This window comes from Paenibacillus baekrokdamisoli, from assembly GCF_003945345.1.
Classification (GTDB): Bacteria; Bacillota; Bacilli; order Paenibacillales; family Paenibacillaceae; genus Paenibacillus_Z; species Paenibacillus_Z baekrokdamisoli.
This window is the reverse complement of sequence record NZ_AP019308.1, coordinates 6,555,934-6,577,218: the sequence shown is the minus strand read 5'-3', so window position 1 is coordinate 6,577,218 and position 21,285 is coordinate 6,555,934. Positions and strand designations below refer to the sequence as shown.

Here is a 21,285-nt window from a genome sequence, read left to right as displayed (position 1 = left end):
CTACCTCCGGATGAGCAACGTTTTAAGACCGAATTTGCCCTCTCCCGTCTTCCATTTTTCCATATAATAGTTAATGATCATGACGAGAAGGAGCATACAGCCCCAGATCAGCTTTTTCGCATAGGGTGTAAAGCTGAACAAAGTAAAGGCGCTTTGCAGAAATTGCAGAAGAAACAAAGCGAGAATAACACCCGTAATCTTGCCCCTCCCGCCATCTGGATTAACCCCGCCAAGAACGGCTACAAGAATCGCTTGCAGCAAATAGGTATCTCCATAGCCGACTTTCGCGGAGTTAACCCTCGAGATGATAATGATGGCTGCCAGTCCTGCGAGCAACCCGGCAAACATATACACCTGCACGATCAAGCGCTCCGATCGAATGCCACTGAATTTCAAGGCGACGTGGTTTTCCCCGTACAAATAAACCCTTGTGCCGAGCTTCGTTCTGGAAAGCACGACGGCGGCCACGACCGCAACGATGACGAAGATAATGAAAACATAAGGCACGTTCAGCACGCTTCCCGCCCCGAAATCCAGGAACGATTCCGGGAAGCCTACAATCCCTTGGCCCGATGTGATGGCCATGCCTATTCCGGTAAAGAGAATCATCGTACCGAGCGTCGCCAAGATCGGCGGCACGGACAGTTTGGCGATCAGTAAGCCATTAATCGCTCCGCATATCATCGAAACCACAAGCGCCGCGACTACCGCGATCGCCACTAGCAAAGGAGTGGATATCCCGCTGTCCATCGGAATTAACGACCCGGACAAAATGTATGCCGCCACAATTCCCGACACACCCGCGATAGCGATCAAGGAGAGATCGATTCCCCCGGTCAGCATCGTGAGCGCCATGGCAATGGCCAGCAGCCCGAACTCGGGAATCTGATATGCCATCGATTGAAGATTGTTCACCGACAGAAATTGATCACCCTGCATCAAGACCAAAAACGCAGCCACAACGACTGAAATGACGGATAAGACGGACATATGGGGATCCCTGCGTAATAGCTTGGCCATCTCATTCACTCTTCTTGACCCCCTAGCTACTAAAAATAAGATTCTTTTCGTTTTTGATTCTTTCCTGATAGGAAGTAATCGCGACACTCGTGACCAAGACGATACCGATAAACAGGCTGTTCCATGAGGTCGAAAGCTTCAGGAAAACAAGAGTGGAATTGAGCAATTGGATGATGGTTACCCCGAGCAGTGTCCCGAAGATTTTCCCCTGCCCTCCCGTCAGCTTGGCTCCGCCGATTACGGCCGCAGCAATGATGGATAACTCGGTTCCGACCAGCGATACAGGATTCACCATCTTGACCTCAGATACGTAAATGACACCCATAATGCCCGCGAGCACGCCCACGAACGAATAGATGACGAGTCGCAAGACGAACAAGTTAAATCCCGCGCGGACCGCAGCTTCCTCCGAGTTGCCCATGGCAAAAATCCCTCTGCCGATCATCGTCTTATAGAGAAGAAACCACGTTGCCACAATGACTACGATAACAGGAATGATAAATACCGATAAGCCGTATACGGTATTGGTGGAAGTCGTAAACTCGAGCAGCCGTGACGAGCCGAATTTCATCAGCGAGACCGGCATTTGGCTAGGAGTAATGCTTTTCGTTCCCAAGAACGTCGTCATTAATCCATAGAACACGCTTGACGTACCCAGGGTCACGATGAGCGCAGGCAGCTTGAAGCAATGGATAATCAAGGCGTTAATCGTACCAAGCAGAAGACCAATGATGCCGGAAACCGCGAACGCGAACAAAAGATTATCGATCCCCGTAGCCAGCATTGCCCTCGCCGCCGTGTAGCCTCCAATGATGGCAACGGCCGTGAAGGAAACGTCGATTCCCCTGGATATGAGAACGACAAGCACTCCAAGGGCAAGGATCATCATCCCGGAAGATGCGCGCAGCATATCCATCAGCGTTTCTAAGCTTAGGAATGCGGGATTGACGAGGGTAACGACCGTGGAATATGCCAATATGATAATTAGCAAATAAATTTCCATCTTGTTTAGAGCGAGCCGTTTCAAGAGACCCCCACCTTTTCCTGTGAATTCGCTTGGTCGCTTGTCTGACCGGGACTGCTCATGACGCGCAGAATATACTCTCGCGCATCCGACTTCTCAAGCTCCTCTTCCGATAAGGCTTCTACAATCCGGCCATCATACATGATGAGGAGCTTGTTACAATTGGCCATAATCTCGTCCAGCTCGTCCGAGATCAGAATGACGCCCATGTTTTCTGCCGTAAAGCTATGGATTTGTTCGTAAATTTCACTTTTGGAGCCGATATCGATGCCTACCGTAGGCGTATCCAAGATAAACAACTCGGGATTCGTAACGACCCATTTGGCGATGACGGCTTTCTGTTGATTACCGCCGGAGAGGTTTCGAATCGGCGTGTCCACGTCGTGCGTGCGGATTCTTAGCTTGCTCACATAATTTGCAGCAACCTCGGTTTGCTTCGCTCTATCTATAAACCCCGCGGTCATCTTTAGCTGATCATGGATGGTTGAGGAAATATTTTCCTTCACGCTTTGTTTCATGAAGAGCCCTTGGGAATGTCGATCCTCCGGAAGCAGCGCGATTCCGTGCCCAACGGCATCTGCCGGCGAAGCAATCTTACTGGGCTTTCCCTTGATCCGAATTTCGCCCGAATCGATCGGATTAAGTCCGAAGAGGGATAGAGCAAGTTCGGTTCGTCCCGAGCCAAGCAGCCCGATAATCCCCAATATATCTCCCCGTCGTACGGTAAAATTAATATTTTCATAATGGCCGCTCTTCTTCAGGTTCCGAACCTCCAGAAGTGGCGTATCATCCTTGGCTATCCGTTTGTAACGCGGAAATTCAACCTGCCTCCCCGTCATATGAAAAGATAGACTTTTATGATCCAAATCCTGTACTGCGTAGTCGCCCGTCTTCTTGCCTTCCCTGAATATCGTGATCTGGTCGGATATCTCGAAGATTTCATCGAACTTGTGGCTGATGAATACCACGGACAACCCTTTAGCCTTCAAGTCCATTACTATGGATAAGAGCCTATCCACTTCTTTCTTAGTTAACGCCGTCGTCGGCTCGTCCATGAACAGCACCTTAGCGTTCTGGCTTAACGCTCGGCAGATCGCCACCAATTGACGGTTCGCAACGGATAACGACTCGACACTCGCCCTCAGATCCAGGGACAGCTGGATTCTCTGAAGCTGCTCCTCGGCGATTCGGTTTATCTCTTTCCAATTCACCAGGCGCTTGCGCGTGGCGACCATTCGGTTCATGACGATGTTCTCCGCTACGGACATATGGGGAAATAGAGACAAGTCTTGATAGATCACCTGAACGCCCATGTCTATAGCCTGAATGGGAGTCAGCTTCCGATATGACGTATCGTCAAACAGAATCTCCCCTGAATCCGGCGTAACGACGCCCGCGATCGTCTTGACGAAGGTCGATTTTCCCGATCCGTTCTCGCCCGCCAGACAGAGAATTTCCCCCAGATTGATCGTAACGGATACGTCATCCAAAGCCTTAACGCCCATATAGGATTTCGTAATATTCTTAGCGCTAATAATGGGAGGAAGCATAATAGTAGGTTAACCTCCTTCTCTACCTGTGCCGATCGAACCCTTTCCATCCTGCAAGGCTAGAAGAATTAGAAGAACACCCTTGAGACGTTCCTCTAATCCTTCAAGCTCAATTATCAGAACGGATAGTCGTCGACGTTGTCTTTGTTCAGGATTAACGTCGCTTTTGCTTTAAGAACTTTTCCTTCCAATGTAACGCTCTCATACCCAGGACGCTTCAAATCGATACCGCTTTTGATTTCCTCGCCCTTGAGGATTTTATACGCAACCAAAGCCGCGGCATAACCCGCATCCGCCGGTCTCCAGCACAGAGCTTGGTACATAAAACCTTCCTTCAGGTAATTGCCGGACACGGACGGCAGCCCGATTCCTGTAACGTGAACGTTCTTGTTGTTCTTCTCTTGCAGCACGAGCGAGGACGATGCCCCGGAAGAAACGGAAGTATTGAAAATACCTTTAATATCGGGATACGCCTTCAGAACTTCCTGAGCCTTCTCATAAGCGATTTTCTCGTCGTTGCGATCTTCGTAAGGCTGTTTAGATACAAATTCCATCTTCGGGTACTTCTCGGTTACATACTTCAACCCGGCGTTATACCATTGCATATGTGTTTGCATCGTTAGAGCACCGACAAAACCGGTAAACTTCCCTTCATAGTTCATCGACTTAGCCATCGCTTCGAACATCGCCACGCCGAAATCGTCATTGTTAAACGCTTCCAAGTCGTAGTCTACGATATCGGCCAATCCTTCCGCCTCATGGCTGACAACCACGATCCCTTTCTCCTTGGCTTTCTTGAGAACGGGCGCCATCGCGGTCGGATCATTAGGCACAACCAGTATTGCGTCTACTCCTTGGGCGATCAAATCCTCGACCATTTGTACTTGCTTCGCGGGATCCCCGCCTTCCGGCGCGATCTGTGAAGCGTCTACGTCTGCGTATTCCTTGTCGAATTCGTCAACACCCGTGCGCATATCGTCAAACCATGAGATTCCTTCGTGTTTTGCGACCATGACAATTTTATACTTCTTTTCTTTGTTGCCTCCCGCGGAAGAATCGGAGCCTTCTGCCTCGTTAGATTTGGAAGAACAACCTGACAATACCGTCGTTGCAGCAACAATCGTACTAAGTAATATCATCCAACCTTTACGTTTCATGTTCACTATTCCCCTTTAGATGATTTCGGAAAAATTTTCGTACATTCTTTTCTTGTGGACAGCCTGCTCGCGATCACCTCCCAACGAAACAATCAAGACCCAGAATATAAAGCGCTTACAACACGATTTTCATCATCATATTATAGTTTTTATTTGTTGTCAACGGAAAATTGTTGTTTTGTATAATAGTTTTGCAAAGTATTGTTGATTTACATGTGATTTTTAACTTACAAATTATCGTTTTATTGATTAATTTTACGTTTTATTGACGTTTTTCTTTAAAAAGATTAAAAAGAAGCGCCTCACTTTGTTTTTTGGTAAAATTTTTCGCTCTCAAAAAAGAAAAAACCATACTATATAATCAAAATCATTATGAATAACTCTTAAAGTAAAGCAATGAAAACAAATGAATTTCCAGAGGATTTACGGGAAATATTGCAAACGATTGAGTTTCATTTTATTTTCATTGACGTTTATTGATTATTTTTTTATACTTTTGTAGACTCAATTTAAGTAATCAGATCATATAACGTTTACAACGGGAGGTCCTATGTTAGCTCTAGAGCGCAGAAATAAGATTGTGCAAATCATCAACAAGCAAAAACAACTCTCTATTAAACAGCTATCGGCGGATTTGAAGGTTTCCGAGGGTACGCTGCGGAACGACTTGAAGGCGTTGGAGGAGGAAGGCTTGCTTGAGAGGACACATGGAGGGGCTGTCCTTCCGAAGCAGCAGCTCACCGACACCTCATTCCGGCCTAACCGGCAAGAGATCAACGTCGCGGAGAAGATGGCGATCGGCAAAGCCGCAGCGGATTTAATCCAGAACGGCCAATGCATTATTCTCGACGCAAGTACGACGGGGCTTGAACTGGTGTCCAATTTAATGCACATGGAATCTCTGACGGTCGTGACGAACGGATTGATCACGGCGCAAGAGCTTAACCGCAATCCGCATATTAACGTCATCGTGATCGGCGGTGTATTGCGATCCGGCTCGAGCAATCTGGAGGGGCTGCTGGGTAAAGATTTATTGTCGCAGATTCATGCGGACATCTTCTTCACCTCCGCTCACGGCTTCACAATTACGGAAGGATTGACCGTTTTCGACGTCTACGAGGCTGAACTGAAAAAATTAATGGCCAGCAACGCGAACAAAGTCGTCGCAATGGTCGACCACACGAAACTGGGCAAACGTTCGACGGCTACGTTCGCGAACTTGTCGCAGATCGATACGATCATTACGGACTCAGCCGCGAATCTGGAGTTCTTGGAACAGATCAAAGGCGTGGAAGTCATCATCGCGAATTAAGGCGAGAGGACAAGTGAGGAAGGCATCGAAGAGCAGAAAACCCCAAGGTAAACAAGAACGTTGTTGATTTGATTGAGATAGTCGCTGCGACCGGTGGCATATACCCGTACATGAGGCAGCGCTTCCTCCGGATCGATCTCGGGATGCGGGTTGGCATTTCCTGTCGTGACATCTCGACAGCTGGTTAAGACCATCTTGTTGTTGAAACGTCCTTATAAGTTTGATCCTCAAAGCCTTTAACGACTCCTAATTGGGCTAAACTATCAATCACATCTTTTGCCCAATAGGCTTCACTGACATCTTTGAATTGTTGAACAAACAAAAAAAGCGCCCTCGAAGGTGCAAGAACACCTTTGAAAACGCTCGAAGCAGTAAGTTTATTCAGCATCGGGCAGCGGCCTGCGACCGTTAAAGCCATCATGCCAGCCGTGATAGTGGGTAATACGTTCCTCCCCTTCCTTCCAGCAGATCAGAACGTCCTTACCGTCTATAATGGTTGGAAAGTCGATGAGACCGGGATTAATCATCTTCAGCAGCACGCCTTTTCGCGTGAAGTTCTCAATCAAGAGATCGGCTTCAACTCGCATGAATTCAAGCCTGCCTTCCGCCTCAAAGAAAGGGTCTTTGACAGCATTCTTGGGTACAGTTGACTGTTCATGCTTCACCTTCAGCTTCTGAAGCTCTATATACTGATCTTCCATTTCATCAGCTAATGTTCTTAGGGCTTGCAAATCTTCTTTCAATTGCGGGAGAAGCTCATTAGCCTCATGTACGGTAAATAATTTATTTTCCACGTCCTAATCCACTCCTTCCCTTAAGTTTACTAAATAGCAGCCGTAATTTCCAATCTACTCATCCATTCATCCGCTGGAACTCAATCATGAATTCTGCCAGAGCTTTACAAGCCTGAAGGGAGACTGCATTATAGGAAGAAGCGCGTAATCCCCCGACACTTCGATGCCCTGCCAATCCTTCAAAACCATTTTGTTCCGACTCCGCAATAAAGCGTTGTTCCATTTCCTCACTCGCCATTCTCCAAGTCATGTTCATATGCGACCGATCCTCTTTATTGATGATTCCTTGATAGAAACCGCCGCTAGCATCAATTACATCGTACAGTAAGCGGGCTTTCTCCGTATTTCTCTGCTCCAATTGATCAATACCACCTTGTTTCTGTGTCCAATTCAATACTAATTTCATCATATAAATGGAATGGACTGGCGGTGTGTTATAGAGAGATTGATGCTTCACAAAGGTCTCATATCGTAATATCTGAGGGATGCTGGAGGATGCGCGCTGCAGCATCTCTTCCTTTATGATAACTGCGGTGACTCCAGCAGGGCCCAGATTCTTTTGAGCACCGGCATAAATCATAGCAAAGCGCTGGAACGGAAGTTTGCGGCTTAGAAGATCACTCGTCATATCCGCAATCAAAGGGACATCTCCTGTTGTCGGCAGTTCGTTATATCGCGATCCTTCGATTGTATTGTTCGTCGTGATGTGAAGGTAAGCGGAGGCTCGATCAATCTCTACCTCATTCATGCTTGGAATTTTACTCCACTTGTCATTCTTCGAACTTGCTGTAAGGCGGGCTGCACCAATAAATTTAGCCTCCGAATATGCTTTTTCCGAGAAACTGCCTGTCAGAATATACTCTGCTGCTGCATATGGTGGAAGAAAATTCAGGGGCACCAAGGCGAACTGCGTACTCGCTCCACCTCCCATGAAGAGAACATGATACCCCTTCTTCAAACCGAGCAATTGAAGGAAAAGCTTCTGCGTGTCTTCGTTCAGCTGCTCTACCGCAGCACTCCGATGGGACATTTCCATTAGAGATAAGCCCAAGTTCTGATACTCTACAAATTCCTCTTGTGCCTGAATTAGAACCTCAAGCGGTAATGCAGCCGGACCCGGATTGAAATTAAAAAGTCTGTTTGACATCGCCTGTTCCTCCCATATATACGAGTAAAAACACAAAAAACGCCCTCATCCGATTGGGACGAGGAGCGTTGCTCGCGATGCCACCCAATTTGAGAACGCTTGGGCAACAAGCCATTCTCCATCTTGGTTCCGCGATAACGGGCGGTACCGGTTAACTTAGAAGGAATCAAATCCTGATCCCTCTTGGCGAGAACGCCTCCGAGTTGGATGCTCTTCATAGGCTCGATCATGTATGATTATTGCTACGAATTATATCCTCTTATTGGAAGCTGGTCAATAGTCATTTATCTTGGGTGTCATTTATCTTGGAGTATTCTCTTATAATTTAATGCATATCTTCCCGAAATAACTGCCTTCCGCTAGATAACGCAGCGCTTCAACTGACTCTTCGAAGGGGAATACACGGTCAATGACGGGACGAAGCTTGTTCTGACTGATCGCGCGGTTCATAGCTTCAAACATATCACGATTGCCGACATTGATTCCTTGAAGCCTCACTTTCTTCCGAAAGGCATGCATGATATTAAAGCCATCTACGGTATGCCCGGATAAGAGGCCTATCAAGCTTACCTGTCCACCGAACCGAACGGAGGCAACGGAACGATTCAATGTAGAGGCACCTCCGAGCTCTATAACATGGTCTACCCCGCGGCCACTCGTCCATTCCCATATCTCTTTGTCCCAGTCAGGGTTGTCGCGATAATTGATACCGTAATCTGCACCGAGCTTCTTCGATTGCTTCAGCTTCTCATCACTGCTGGAGGTCACAATGACTGCTGCACCATGGAGCTTTGCGAACTGAAGAGCGAACAGGGAAACACCGCCTGTACCTTGTACGACAACGGTATCACCAGCTTTGACCTTGCCCTCCGTAACAATGGCATGCCATGCCGTAACCCCTGCGCAAGGGAGCGAAGCTACCTCTTCATCCGTCAAATGCTCGGGCACATGAACCAACCCATCCTCATGCAAAACCGTATATTCCGCGAGCATGCCATCTAACGGACTTCCCAAAGACTGGTTCAGCACTTTCTCCGAAGGGTCTCCTGTAATCCAGCCTTGTACGAATATCCCGCTTACACGATCTCCAATTTTGAAGCGAGATGTTTGTTCTCCTAAGGCCACAACTACACCGACACCATCCGATGTTGGAATTAGCGGATGCTGCAGATTGGGATTATAAACTCCATTAATGACACCCAAATCCCTCGCGTTTAATGCCACTGCGTGTATCTTTATCAGTACTTCTCCAGGTCCGGGAGTAGGTTTCGGTCGCTCTACCGCTACGACATGGCTAAGACCAAAACCGTTTTGAATTTCGAATGCTCTCATGTTACATCTCTCCTCCAATTGGCTATGTACATACAATATTATATGTACTAAAATTATGTAAGTAGGCACTTTAAAGTACCTCAAAATTTTCATATGAATGGAGGGACACTAGGATGGCAAAAGCGAAAATCTTGAATCCGGACATCTCGATAGAGGCCTGCGCATATCGTCAAGTCCTCGATATCATTTCAAACAAATGGACAGCGCTTGTCATCTATGCACTTGAAGACGGAACTAAACGATATGCAGAGATAAGAAGACGAATCGCGGGAATCACTCAGAAGATGCTCACACAGACACTCCGTCAACTGGAAAGAGACGGGCTAGTGAACCGTGACGTTCATGAGGCGGCCTCTCCCTTCGTTACCTATACATTAACACCACTTGGCCAAACCATGACACCGCATCTGCGCTTATTCAAGCAATGGGCCACTGATCATTATGCGTCTGTTAAGCAGGCGAGAAGAGAATATGATCGAACAAAAGACGCTTGTTTCCCGAATTAGCAGCGGGGAACAAGCGTCTTTGCATATCGATTGATCAAGTCATCCTCTAACGGTATTAAGCTCAATCACGTTATGGTCCGGATCAAGCAGGAATATCTGAGCGAACCCGGTAATGCTGTTAGGATTGGCCTTGTGCGCTATATGATGCTGCTGAAGCCACCCAATCGTTTCTTCGTAATCCTTCACACGCAGGGCAAAATGACCGTCCCGCGTATCAATCCCGCCTACGCGGTTCGTTTCTCCCTGGTGGACAATGAGATGCAGCTGCTGACCATCTTCACCAATGCCATACCAAGCACCGGGAAAATCAAACGGCGGCCGCAGAATCTCGCACAAGCCGAGTATCTGTTCATAGAACGTCTTTGCCCGTTCAAGATCGGTTACGATCAGGCTAATATGATGTATGCCTTCATGCTTAATCATCGCTTTGCTCACCACCCAAACCGTCATTTGTACCTATTCTACCATTTTCGTGCAAAAGAAAAACCGCCCTTTAATAAGAGCGGTTCAAAAATTGAAATAGCGTTATCCGAATAACTCCATGCGTGCATCAAGAAGCGGAAATTACAATGCTTTTATCATCCCACCGTCTACAATCAAGGTCTGCCCCGTTACATAGGAATTTGCAAATGACCCGTAAAAAACAACGATTTTAGCGAATTCCTCCGGCGTGCCCATACGTCCTAAGGGGATTTGCATAGCTGCCTCGGCCTGTATCTCTTCTATTGAGAAGCCGCGGTCGTTTGCTCGCTTCCTATCGAGTTCAGTAATGCGATCAGTAGCAATTCTGCCTGGTGCGACGGTGTTAATCAGAATCCCATCTGGCGCCAGCTCCGCAGCTAAACTCTTGGTTAACGACTGAACCCCTGCCCGAAATACATTGGACAAAATAAGCCCCGGTATTGGCAGCTTGATGGAGGTAGATGCCAAATTCACAATTCGCCCTCCATCTGCTAAGCGTAAATAAGGTAAGCTTTCGTTGATCATCCGAATCGTGCTTAATAGACTAAGCTCAAACCCCTGCTGCCAATCTGAATCGGTCATATCGGCGAAATTCCCGCTCCTAGGGCCTCCTGCATTCGTGACTAAGATATCCAGACCACCACCTGCCGAAGCTGCAATTTGAATGGCGTGGCGGATATCATCTTTATTCATCACATCCATTTGGACGATCGTAACTTCCCGTCCCGTCAAAGCAAATATCTCTTCTCGGGCTTGTTCAAGCTGATCCATACTTCGACTGGCAATTGTAACCATTGCCCCTTCTTTAGCAAATTCAAGGGCGCTGGCCTTGCCTAAGCCTTTACTTGCTGCAGCTACAAAAACCGATTTATTTGCAAGTCCAAGATCCATGTTTGATCCCTCTTGTCATGATCGAATTTGTTAAATAAATGCTATATTCCAGCATCCTGGGCAAGCCATTGCAGCAAATCACGTTGATTGTCTGCCGAGACACCGTGATCTGATAAATAGGTAACATAGGAGAACAATGGCGTCCGTTGTTTCATATAAGCTGCAGTCTCGTTTCCGATTCGAATCGGAAACACAGAATCATACTCCCCATGGGAGATAAAGACGGACACCTGCTCAAGAATCATCAGCGGGTACTCCGTTTTCACAAAATCAGGAATATATCCATTCAACGCAGCAATCCCCTTTAATTGTACACCCATCGTCAAAGCAAGTGTAAGGGATAAGATTGCACCTTGGCTAAAGCCGAGCAAATACCTTCTGGAGCTATCAATTGGATATTGGTCAGTTGCATACTTAATGAATGATTGAAGCTCGTGAATCGCTTTATCGAATGTCTCGCGAATCGGATTGCCAAGGCTCTTCAGCTCATAATATTGGTATCCTGCTCCCAATGTAAGATCTCCTCGAATTCCGATAATAATAAATTCGTCCGATAGCGGTTCTACGAGATCATACATATTACGTTCATTGGACCCTTTACCGTGCAGTGTGAAAATCACCGGATACTTGCGGTTTGGATCAAGTTGAGCGGGTAAATGAATGTCGTACTCGTAGAAAGGTGTCATGACTGTTTCCCTCTGCCAAACAGAATGTGATCAACCGATAATTGGGTCGAACCTGCTGCCATTAAATATACGGTAAGCATTAAATAAGCCAAGTCCAGCTCATAGCCGGTCGTTCCCCCACTACCAAGTAAGCCTAATGACCACTTCATTGTCACGATAGCTCCGATCAGCATGATGATGAAAAGCGCGGATACATATCTTGTGAATAGTCCGATAACGAGTAGGATGCCTCCAAACAATTCAAGCGGACCTGCAATATAGGCTAAGAATCCAGGCGTTCCTGCACTTTCAAACCACGCCGACACGTTTCCAAGACCCATTTGGAACTTACTGTAACCATGCGCGATAAATAATATACCCAGCACCACTCGCATTAACGTGGTTACCAAAGAAACTTTGTTCATTTTCCCAACCTCCAAAATATTTGTAATACAAAACTAATGTTTGTATGAACAATATAAACTTCATAATCCAGAAAGTCAATAAAAAATTCCTTATATTAATTTAAAATTTCTATTTGTAATATTTATAAAAAGTGGCATCGAGCTTGATGAGCGTAGAGGTTTTTCGTTGCTTACGATATGAATCAGCGTACAACAAAAAAATCCCCCTACTAAACGTAGGAGGAAGAAGTTTCATTAAAATTATAGAATTAAATTACTCCACTTCAACAATCAATTCAATTTCTACCGGCGTGTTAAAAGGAAGCTCATTTGCAGAAATTGCAGAGCGTGCATGTCTGCCTTTTTCCCCCAGCACTTCTTCTAGAAGATCAGAAGCACCATTAATGACATACGGTTGTTCTACAAATCCATTGGCCGAATTAACAAAAGCCAGCATTTTGACCACCTGTTTGATACGATCTAGATCACCAAGATGAGCTTTCAATACGGCTAGTAAATTGATGGCAACCTGCCTTGCAGCCGCATAACCCTGCTCCACAGTTAAGTCGGATCCGACCTTGCCTTCGAACATTAGCACACCATTAATGCGGCAATCACAGCCGGATGTATAAACCACGTTGCCAACTTGTTTGGCTGGAACGTATGTCGCTACTGCTTCTGGCACCTCACCTAGTATAATTCCTTTTTCCGCTAAAATCTGCTCCACTCTTGCCATATCTGATCTCTCCTTTTTGATTGTTCCCTTATGATCATTCAATCTCTATAACTTTAATTATAAATGCGCATGAATAAAGCAGCCTGGTCTAGCTGTCGTGTGGGTCTGATGCGATAATGTATTTATCCCGTTAACCCATACATGGGAAATACCCGTTGGAATCTGAGTGGGTTCCTCAAAGGTCGCTTGATCTGTAATCGTATCTGGATCAAACACGATCAGATCTGCTTGATAGCCAGGAACGAGCAGCCCTCTTTTGCCTAATTTGAAGCGCTGTGCCGGAAAGGATGTAATTTTCCGAACGGCTTGTTCTAGCGAAAGCCGCTTTTCCTGCCGCACATATTTAGCAAATAATCGCGGGAATGACCCGTAGGTTCGCGGATGCGGCTTCCCGGTCACACAACCGAGGCTATCCGAGATGATGATCGACTTATCCCAGGTTACCACTTGGCTGACATCCTCTTCTGACATATGGAAGTAAACGATGGAGATTTTGCCTTCCTCCTCCAGAAGCAGATCCAGAGCGCAATCGATCGGAGCAACGCCGCGTATCTCACTAATCTCCAGAATATGCTTCCCTTCCAGCCCACGGTTAGTAACGAAGTTCATACTTGAAATGAATATACTGTTCCAGCCCGTGGAGACTACAAGGTTATCCCATTCTACTTGCTCTTCCATCAATTGTTGTTTCACTTGGCTGCGTAAGGCAGGATCCTTAAGCCTTTCCAACGTGCATGTAATACCGCCTTCAAGCACCCATGGAGGAAGCACGGTGGTTAAGCTGGTAGAACCTGCGGAATAAGGATAGGCATCGCAGGTAACATCCATCCCCCTTGCTCTTGCGCTTTCGATCAGGTCAAGCGCAATTTGGATTTTCCCCCAATTGATCTTCCCTGCAGCCTTCAGATGACAGATATGAAGCGAGATGCCACTTTTCTCCGCTATCCATATCACTTCTTGAATAGAAGGAATCAAATTGTTGCCTTCCCCGCGAATATGAGTGGCTAGTAATCCATTATACTTTTGCAGCACACGACAAAGACCCGCGAGTTCCTCCTTTGAGGTATAACTCCCAGGTGCGTAGAGCAGACCAATTGAAAGTCCGATTGCCCCAGCCTTCATCCCTTCTTCCAGCAGCCTTTTCATTTGTGTCATTTCATCAGAGGTTGCGGGTCTATTGGCAAATCCCATGACTGCAATGCGCAAAGCGCCATGAGCGACATAAGTTGCGACATTCTCTGAAGGCTTTGACCCAGCTAAAACCTCCATATACTGCTCAACCGTTTTCCAAGGCCACGCGAATGAAGCACTTCCTATGACTGGCTCCACATAGCTTTCGAGCAGATGTTTATGTTGATGGGACCATGGAGCTGGTGCAAGTCCACAGTTTCCTACGACCTCTGTTGTAACGCCTTGCTGCATCTTGATCTCACTTAACGGTTGTTCGAGAATCAATAGATCGGAATGCGTATGCCCATCAATAAATCCAGGAGAAATGACCTGCTGCTTGGCGTCAATGATGTTCCTACTCTCGAGATCTGCCCTCCCTACATGGGTGATCACGCCGTCTTTGACCCCTATCTCACCTAGATACCATGGATTTCCAGTGCCATCAATAATCCTACCATTCTTGATAATTAGATCCAACATTTTGGGACCTCCCTTAATGCAGCATACCTCTGCCGAGTACGATTATCTTTTCTATGGTGTGATCGTTCTTTTGTAAATACACTTGATTATGAAGGTTTATTGTACTGCAAATATGATTAGGGATAATTTCTAGCGTGTCGCCTATTTGAAAGGAATGCCCTTTGTCGATTGTGATAATGCCATGCTCTTCATTCATTCGCTCTAGCACCGCGCCCGGAGCATTAACAATATACCCGAAGCCAACTAAATCAAGTGGTTTGTTACCCGGCTGAACATCCGTCGCAAATGTTTTACTTCCGCCGTCGATAATTAATCGATCCTCCGAAGGCATGCTAACAATGGTCGCAATAACAGCAGCAGCAACTTCCTCTAATGAGCAAACGCCCAGCTGTGTCTGCATGCGGTCATGAAATACATACGTGCCAGGCCTTACTTCTGTTACACCCTGTACTTCAGCTGCGGATAGCCCAGTTGGGGTCGATCCCACGCTCACATCTGTGACTTCGATCCCGTTTACCCTTAATTCATTAGCTAAAGTCGCCATCAACAGCCCTTCCTCCAATCCCGCTTGGCGAATATCCAGAGTCGGAAGTCCCTTCAGCATTGCGCCACGGTAGGTGAAAATGCCTGTTAATCGAAGATTCGATAATTGTTGGATTTGTAGGGCAAGCTCCAGCGCTTTCTCCTGTGCAATACCTGTACGATATAGACCCGTATCGATCTCCAAACGTACTTCTAGCGAAATATCACTTTCAATTGCTGCTTCAGAAAGACGCTTAGCGCCTTCAAGGCTATCCACGCCAACGATGATTCTTATCGTTCTCGCTAATTGGATGACTCGCTTAATTTTGCTAGGAACAACAATCGGATAAGCCACGAATATATCCGTTATGCCATGGCTTGCCATAATTTCCGCTTCTGCGACCTTGGCTACCGTAATGCCAACCGCTCCAGCTTCCAACTGGAGCATCGCGAAGTCTGGAATCTTATGTGTTTTTACATGCGGTCGTAATTGAACACCCTGGTGATTTACAGCTTCCGCCATACGGACAATATTCCGTTTCATCTTTTGCTCATTAATGAGAACGTACGGAGTCTCCAGCATGTAATCATCCTCCTCGAATTGCAGTAAGTCCCCAACTCATTTATCTAAACATATATTACCATTTTTCTCTCCGTAATAAATAGAAAGCTAGAGCGGGATCTCGCCTCAGCGAATTCATTTAACTGAAGAGGAGTCGATCTTGATAAAATAATACACTTATCCCCACATTCGATTTGGTATGATGAAAGCAATTCAAACAGTCTTGCCGAAGAGAGGGTGGATATGGAAGCCGTTAAAGCGGTACAAAATGCGATTGATTACATGGAAGAGCATCTTGACGAGCATGTAGAGCTAGAGCAGATTGCAGCCATCGCTTATATGTCGGTCCCATCGTTGTACCGTGTGTTCTATACGATGACCGGACATCCGCTGAAGGAGTATATCCGCAAACGCCGAACGAGTCAGGCTGCTATTTTGCTCAGACAAACGAAGCTTCCAATCGTAGATATTGCGATTACATGCGGGTTTGAATCCTACCAAGCTTTTACCAAATCATTCAAGAAGCTTGTCGGGCTAACGCCTGGCACCTATCGTGATGCCTCCCTTTATTACAGCTTTGAACGGGTTAATCTGCTAGAGAAAGTAAGCTATACGGAGCTCAAGGAAGTAAGCGAGCAATTCGCTGATGTGAAGGTCATAAGGATGGCGCCGATGCCTGTGCTTACTTATCGGTATCGCTCTTCCTTAAGAGAAGGACTAGAGGAACAAGCTTTTCACACTTTCTATTGTCAGCTGACTGAGTCGGGATTCCCTTTAGCTGATGCACGTATTATAGGACGCAATGTGGAGCCCTCTGACTCTTATGATGAGCATGAATATGAGATTATGGCTACTTATACGGAGCTGAATCAACCGTTACTACCATTTAATCCCGATTACCGAACAGCTATTATCGCAGGTGGTCTATATGCCGTCAGCTTAACAGCTGCTGATAACGCACATACGATTATTTCTTCTTGGAATCGCTTGCTTGCGGAGTGGCTTCCCAAAAGCACCTTCACGCTGGGTGAGCACTCTTTTTTAGAAGAATGGATGCATTACAAAGGAAAAGTGTCACGACTAAAGCTCTTTCTACCTGTTCAGCGGGCCAAGGAGCAGCCTTCGATTGAGATTATAGATATACCCTCTGTTCCCATACGCAGCTTCCGTTGTGATGGACCTCGCAGTCAAACGATGGCCGATGAACAGCTCACCGCATGGCTGCAAGATCGAAGGCTATCCATGGATGTTAGTGAGGAAATCCAGCTGTACATGAGCTCCAATTACGGGGTACTACCCACTAGTGACGATTATTGGTATGAACTTAGTATTTCACTTCCGGGCTCTACTCTCCTGCTAGAGGCAAATAAGATCATTGAAGGCGGTCTCTACGCCTGCCTGACAACTCCAGCATATGGCTCCATGACTGGGGTTATGGATAGACTATATAGCTGGCTTTATCAGAATGCTGACTATGAGCATGACGATCTCAGAGCGGCGCATGCTAAGTATATTCCTGGTTCAAATGAGGATCTGGAGCGAACAACCTGCGTTTCCTGCTGTATTCCAGTACGTCTTACGAAATCATGAAAGGAGCTCTATTATGGACCAGCATGCAAGCAAGCATAACCCAACACCCGCACAAGAATCCGAGAATTATAAGCCGCAACTAATTCCCAATACACTGAAAATGATTAAGGGAGGATTAACAATGAATGAGCAAGATCATCAAGCATCAACCACTGTCAAAAGCCCCATCAAGAACAAGATCGGCAGCGTCTTTATCCCCGTAAAAGATATTGAGCGTGCACGCGAATGGTACTGCAAGCTTCTTGGACTAACGCCAGATTGCGAGATTATGAATGGACACCTATGTCCGCTTCCTATGGAAGGTGCCGGTGTTATTCTCGACACCATGCCAATGTGGGGCGGCAAGGAACCTGGCGGCGCTCCTAGCATCCAGACCCCCACATTCATGTTTCTCACAACTGATCTGCAAGCCTCTTATAGTTTTGCAAAGGATAATCAGGTTACTTTAGTGACCGATATCCAGTTTGACCATTGGTTCGTTATTAAAGATCCGGATAATAATCTCCTCATGATCTGCAAGGAATAGATAGCCATCTAATCAACAACGAGAATTAATTCACGCGTGCTTCCTTCAAGCAGCGTTCGATTCTGCTCAGCGCCTCTTCCAATTGGGAAATGGAGGCGGCGTAAGAGCAGCGTATGAAACCCTCCCCGCCTGAGCCAAACACATTGCCCGGAACGGTCGCTACCTTCGCCTTGTTAATCAAAAACTCTGCAAATTGCTCCGAGCTCATTCCAGTGCTAACGATGGATGGAAAAGCGTAGAACGCGCCCTGCGGTTCATGGCAGGATAGACCGATATCCTGTAATCCACGAACAAACATCCTTCTGCGTTGATTGAACGAATCTCTCATGAAATCTTTATCTGCAAGCCCATTACGCAATGACTCAATCGCCGCAATCTGTCCAAGGATAGGTGCACAAAGTACGGTGTATTGATGAATCTTCAGCATGGCAGCTATCAAAGCCGGATTACCGCAGGCATATCCAATTCTCCACCCCGTCATGGCGAAGGCTTTGGAGAAACCGCCAATGACCAGCACCCTATCCAGCATCCCCGGAAGGGAAGCGAAGCTTACGTGCTTCTGATCATAGGTAAGCTCAGCATAGAGCTCATCGGAGATGACGATAAGGTTATGTTCCTCTACTACCTTCGCAATGGGAATCCAATCCTCGTAGGTCATCGTAGCGCCAGTTGGATTGCTTGGATAGTTAATAATCAATGCCTTGGTATGAGGCGTTATCTTCTCAAGCAGCGATTCTGCCGTTAGCTTGAACTGATTGTCGGCTGAAGTTTCGACCTCAACAACCTTCCCGCCATTCAGAGCGGTCAGTGGAGAGTAAGCGATATAGCTTGGTGTGGGAACAATGATCTCGTCACCTGGAGTAAGCAATGCACGAAAAGCCAAATCGATTGCTTCACTCCCTCCAACCGTAACCATGATTTCGTTCTCGGGCTCGTATTTCAATTGAAAGCCTGTATCTAAATAGTGGGCAATCTCTTCTCTTAGCTCTAATAGACCCGCATTGGGCGTATAGGTCGTTCTTCCCTTCTCTAGGGCACGCACACAGGCTTCCCTTACATGCTCTGGTGTTACAAAATCCGGTTCACCCACGCCAAGTGAGATCATATCCTTGTTTCCTTCAGCCAAGCTGAAAAATTTACGGATGCCAGAAGGCGGAATCTTCACGACGTTCGGTGAGAGTAATGCTTGCATATCGAATGGTTTCATGCTCTTCCCTCCTTATTGTGAACAACAAAAAAAACCCGCCCCTATAAAGGGACGAGTTTATACCCGTGTTACCACCCTAGTTCCACGACAAAGTCGTGACACTCCGCTCACGTATCCATCAATACGTGTTCCCAGTAACGCTGGAAATGCGGCAGAGCTTACTCAAGGTTCAGCCTGCTTCTCGGAGATGGCTTTCCGTTTAGACCCGAACGTTGGTTTTCAGCAATCCCAACTCTCTGTTCGATCAGGGCTATAACGTACTCTTTCTCGTCAACGAATGTAAAGCTATTGTGTTTGTTGTTGGTTATTATATCGACAAGTGATTGGAATTACAATATATTTTTTTGGAAGCATGGTTCTCCTGATTGTTCCGCTGCTTAGTCTCCTATATTTCAAAAATGGAATCGATCACAATGGGGAGATTATCTCTTAATGTGCTCGCGCCAAGCACCGACCTAGCATGAAGACCTCGCTCGCCGAAGACTTCAAGTATAAGATCCGAGCATCCATTCAACACCTTATGCGGCTCCTCGAATTCTGGTACCGCATTGACGAAGCCTTGAATTTTGACGACACGCTTCACGAGGTCCAGACTACCAAGAGCTTCCTTCAATACTGCGAGAACCTCAATTCCGGCCAGTCTTGCGAATTGATATCCCTCTTCGGTAGTATACTCCTGTCCGAGCTTGCCCTTTGGTTTCCCAGCAGGGCCCTTCCCAGATATGAACAGTAAGCCATTGGAGATCACATAGTTCGCATACTTAGCCGCTGGCTCGCTTGCCTCCGGCAGCACAATGCCAAGCTCCGCTAATCGAGCTTCAACTGTTTCCGACATGCTCATCCCTCCACGATATATAGGTTGGTAAATTGGGGATATCGTATCATGCTTAGAGGGGATGCTGCAATTGTTATTCCGCTATGCTGCCGGATCATTCTTAAGGGTCGCTGCTGTCTCCCTATTTCTTGATTCTATCCCTTAGGGGTAGAAATAAGAAGACAAAAGCGAACGCTATTGCTTCTTCTATCTACTAATTTTATGGAAACAGAATTATTTTGAACCCTCTGTCAGACGATCGACAGAAGTACAAGGAAAGCGGGTTTATTCGGAGCTGTCCAGCCGCTAACCATTCGCATGCAAAAGCCCTGAACAACGCCATCATCGGCGTTGTCCAGGGCTTTTGTTATTCTTCAGGCTGAATGCCGAAGGCCTCAGCGACCAGTTTGAATGATTTGCGCTTGGCCTCAAAATCATGAACCATTGTGGCAATCATGATCTCATTCGTCTCATACTGTTCACTAAGACGAAGCAGCTGCTCCTTCACGGACTTCTGGGAGCCAATCACGATTCGTTTACGATTCTCCTGTATGCGCAGCTTGTCCATAGGTGAATAGGGATAAGCCAGGGCCTTCTCGGGCGTTGCAATTCCATCACTGAAACGTCCTTGCTCAAGCAGCAGAAATTGATAATGAAAGCTAGCTGCGAGATGCTCCGCTTCCTCATCCGTATCTGCACATATGACGAAAATAGCAACCATCGACTGCGGCTCTATTCCATAGCCAGATGGGACAAAATCATCCTTATAGGTCTTAACGACCGGAGCCCCTCCACTCCCATTGATAAACTGGGCAAAGGCAAAGGATACGCCGAGTTCTGCTGCCAAAGCCGCACTATCACCACTTGAACCCAGCAGCCACACCTCCGGTTTGGTTGCCACGGATGGCGATGCCAGTAAGCCAGGGAAGCGGTGTGTAGGCGTATTCGAATCATTAAAATAATGGAGCAAATCAGCAATTTGCTGCGGGTACTGATCAACATAGCCGTAGTCCGTTTTCCCTTCCTGCAGGGCCCGCGTCACAATCGGCATACCGCCTGGTGCACGCCCAAGACCGACATCAATACGTCCAGGATAAAGGGCTTCGAGCAGACGGAAATTCTCCGCAACCTTGTAGGCGCTATAATGGGGCAGCATAACCCCTCCCGTACCGACACGGATGGTCGAGGTATGAGCGGCAATATGTGAAATGAATACTTCTGGACTCGAATGAGCAAGGCTAGCTGTATTATGGTGCTCGGATACCCAGAACCTTTTGTAGCCGAGTCGTTCTGACAATTGAGCCAGCTTCACGGTCTCGATTAGCGTCTGCTGAGCCGTGCTCCCTTCTGGAATGGGTGATTGATCAAGAACACTTAAACTCAGCATTGCCTGTACCTCCGATGATAAGAATAC

23 protein-coding genes and 1 other annotated feature are annotated in these 21,285 nt (G+C 46.8%); of the genes, 4 read left to right on the top strand and 19 right to left on the bottom strand.

Annotated features, from left to right (window positions below):
* From EKN16_RS28990 to EKN16_RS28975, 4 genes are all read right to left on the bottom strand, one after another.
* Window positions 1-1,020: an ABC transporter permease gene (locus tag EKN16_RS28990; RefSeq protein WP_232016606.1), complete on the bottom strand. Its 1,020-nt coding sequence runs from the start codon at window positions 1,018-1,020 to the stop codon at window positions 1-3.
* Window positions 1,021-1,042: 22 nt separating this feature from the next.
* On the bottom strand, window positions 1,043-2,047 hold the full coding sequence (locus EKN16_RS28985; RefSeq protein ID WP_125664736.1) for an ABC transporter permease: 1,005 nt from the start codon (window positions 2,045-2,047) through the stop codon (window positions 1,043-1,045).
* Window positions 2,044-3,594, bottom strand: a complete 1,551-nt coding sequence (locus EKN16_RS28980) for a sugar ABC transporter ATP-binding protein (RefSeq protein WP_125664734.1) — start codon at window positions 3,592-3,594, stop codon at window positions 2,044-2,046. Before EKN16_RS28980 ends, EKN16_RS28985 begins: the two co-directional genes overlap by 4 nt.
* A 116-nt stretch (window positions 3,595-3,710) precedes the next feature.
* A complete protein-coding gene (locus EKN16_RS28975; RefSeq protein ID WP_197719115.1) occupies window positions 3,711-4,751 on the bottom strand; it encodes an autoinducer 2 ABC transporter substrate-binding protein in 1,041 nt (346 codons plus the stop codon).
* A 550-nt stretch (window positions 4,752-5,301) separates the two neighbouring features.
* Between EKN16_RS28975 and EKN16_RS28970 the strand changes: the two genes are divergently transcribed.
* On the top strand, window positions 5,302-6,063 hold the full coding sequence (locus EKN16_RS28970; protein ID WP_125664732.1) for a DeoR/GlpR family DNA-binding transcription regulator: 762 nt from the start codon (window positions 5,302-5,304) through the stop codon (window positions 6,061-6,063).
* Here the strand turns inward: EKN16_RS28970 and EKN16_RS28965 are convergent.
* The 5 genes from EKN16_RS28965 to EKN16_RS28945 form a co-directional block, all read right to left on the bottom strand.
* Window positions 6,060-6,257, bottom strand: a complete 198-nt coding sequence (locus EKN16_RS28965; protein ID WP_125664730.1) for a hypothetical protein — start codon at window positions 6,255-6,257, stop codon at window positions 6,060-6,062. The two genes, EKN16_RS28970 and EKN16_RS28965, sit on opposite strands and share 4 nt — an antisense overlap.
* Window positions 6,248-6,451, bottom strand: coding sequence for an S-layer homology domain-containing protein (locus EKN16_RS28960; RefSeq protein WP_164523037.1), 204 nt, complete (start codon window positions 6,449-6,451; stop codon window positions 6,248-6,250). The genes EKN16_RS28965 and EKN16_RS28960 overlap by 10 nt, the downstream gene beginning before the upstream one ends.
* A complete protein-coding gene (locus EKN16_RS28955) occupies window positions 6,441-6,857 on the bottom strand; it encodes a DUF2203 domain-containing protein (protein WP_125664726.1) in 417 nt (138 codons plus the stop codon). The genes EKN16_RS28960 and EKN16_RS28955 overlap by 11 nt, the downstream gene beginning before the upstream one ends.
* Before the next feature lie 58 nt (window positions 6,858-6,915).
* On the bottom strand, window positions 6,916-8,004 hold the full coding sequence (gene serC, locus EKN16_RS28950; RefSeq protein ID WP_125664724.1) for a 3-phosphoserine/phosphohydroxythreonine transaminase: 1,089 nt from the start codon (window positions 8,002-8,004) through the stop codon (window positions 6,916-6,918).
* A 318-nt stretch (window positions 8,005-8,322) separates the two neighbouring features.
* A complete protein-coding gene (locus tag EKN16_RS28945; protein ID WP_125664722.1) occupies window positions 8,323-9,336 on the bottom strand; it encodes a zinc-dependent alcohol dehydrogenase family protein in 1,014 nt (337 codons plus the stop codon).
* A 113-nt stretch (window positions 9,337-9,449) separates the two neighbouring features.
* Between EKN16_RS28945 and EKN16_RS28940 the strand changes: the two genes are divergently transcribed.
* Window positions 9,450-9,842 (top strand): winged helix-turn-helix transcriptional regulator, encoded by a 393-nt coding sequence (locus EKN16_RS28940; RefSeq protein WP_125664720.1) that lies wholly within the window; start codon window positions 9,450-9,452, stop codon window positions 9,840-9,842.
* A 39-nt stretch (window positions 9,843-9,881) separates the two neighbouring features.
* Here EKN16_RS28940 and EKN16_RS28935 read toward each other — a convergent pair whose 3' ends face one another.
* The 7 genes from EKN16_RS28935 to EKN16_RS28905 all read right to left on the bottom strand — a co-directional run bounded on the left by EKN16_RS28935 (window position 9,882) and on the right by EKN16_RS28905 (window position 15,755).
* Complete coding sequence (locus EKN16_RS28935; protein WP_125666765.1) at window positions 9,882-10,265, bottom strand: VOC family protein; 384 nt, start codon at window positions 10,263-10,265, stop codon at window positions 9,882-9,884.
* Between the two features lie 141 nt (window positions 10,266-10,406).
* Window positions 10,407-11,195: an SDR family oxidoreductase gene (locus EKN16_RS28930; protein ID WP_125664718.1), complete on the bottom strand. Its 789-nt coding sequence runs from the start codon at window positions 11,193-11,195 to the stop codon at window positions 10,407-10,409.
* A gap of 41 nt (window positions 11,196-11,236) precedes the next feature.
* Window positions 11,237-11,881, bottom strand: a complete 645-nt coding sequence (locus EKN16_RS28925) for an alpha/beta hydrolase (RefSeq protein ID WP_125664716.1) — start codon at window positions 11,879-11,881, stop codon at window positions 11,237-11,239.
* Window positions 11,878-12,285 (bottom strand): DoxX family protein, encoded by a 408-nt coding sequence (locus EKN16_RS28920; RefSeq protein ID WP_125664714.1) that lies wholly within the window; start codon window positions 12,283-12,285, stop codon window positions 11,878-11,880. Before EKN16_RS28920 ends, EKN16_RS28925 begins: the two co-directional genes overlap by 4 nt.
* 253 nt (window positions 12,286-12,538) lie before the next feature.
* The gene (locus EKN16_RS28915; RefSeq protein WP_125664712.1) at window positions 12,539-13,000 is read right to left on the bottom strand and encodes a RidA family protein; all 462 of its coding nucleotides are present in this window, start codon (window positions 12,998-13,000) and stop codon (window positions 12,539-12,541) included.
* Between the two features lie 57 nt (window positions 13,001-13,057).
* Entirely contained in the window at window positions 13,058-14,650 is a 1,593-nt protein-coding gene (locus tag EKN16_RS28910) for an N-acyl-D-amino-acid deacylase family protein (RefSeq protein WP_125664710.1), read from the bottom strand.
* 13 nt (window positions 14,651-14,663) lie between these two features.
* Complete coding sequence (locus EKN16_RS28905) at window positions 14,664-15,755, bottom strand: alanine racemase (RefSeq protein WP_125664708.1); 1,092 nt, start codon at window positions 15,753-15,755, stop codon at window positions 14,664-14,666.
* Between the two features lie 222 nt (window positions 15,756-15,977).
* Between EKN16_RS28905 and EKN16_RS28900 the strand changes: the two genes are divergently transcribed.
* Together EKN16_RS28900 and EKN16_RS28895 are read left to right on the top strand one after the other, a co-directional pair.
* Window positions 15,978-17,324 (top strand): helix-turn-helix domain-containing protein, encoded by a 1,347-nt coding sequence (locus EKN16_RS28900; RefSeq protein WP_125664706.1) that lies wholly within the window; start codon window positions 15,978-15,980, stop codon window positions 17,322-17,324.
* A 121-nt stretch (window positions 17,325-17,445) separates the two neighbouring features.
* A complete protein-coding gene (locus EKN16_RS28895; RefSeq protein WP_125664704.1) occupies window positions 17,446-17,850 on the top strand; it encodes a VOC family protein in 405 nt (134 codons plus the stop codon).
* Window positions 17,851-17,875: 25 nt separating this feature from the next.
* Here EKN16_RS28895 and EKN16_RS28890 read toward each other — a convergent pair whose 3' ends face one another.
* From EKN16_RS28890 to EKN16_RS28880, 3 genes are all read right to left on the bottom strand, one after another.
* Window positions 17,876-19,057, bottom strand: coding sequence for an aminotransferase class I/II-fold pyridoxal phosphate-dependent enzyme (locus EKN16_RS28890; RefSeq protein ID WP_125664702.1), 1,182 nt, complete (start codon window positions 19,055-19,057; stop codon window positions 17,876-17,878).
* A 44-nt stretch (window positions 19,058-19,101) separates the two neighbouring features.
* Window positions 19,102-19,340: a binding site (T-box leader), on the bottom strand.
* A 102-nt stretch (window positions 19,341-19,442) separates the two neighbouring features.
* A complete protein-coding gene (locus EKN16_RS28885) occupies window positions 19,443-19,892 on the bottom strand; it encodes a RidA family protein (RefSeq protein WP_125664700.1) in 450 nt (149 codons plus the stop codon).
* Between the two features lie 346 nt (window positions 19,893-20,238).
* Entirely contained in the window at window positions 20,239-21,258 is a 1,020-nt protein-coding gene (locus EKN16_RS28880) for an LLM class flavin-dependent oxidoreductase (RefSeq protein ID WP_125664698.1), read from the bottom strand.
* Between the last annotated feature and the right edge of the window lie 27 nt (window positions 21,259-21,285).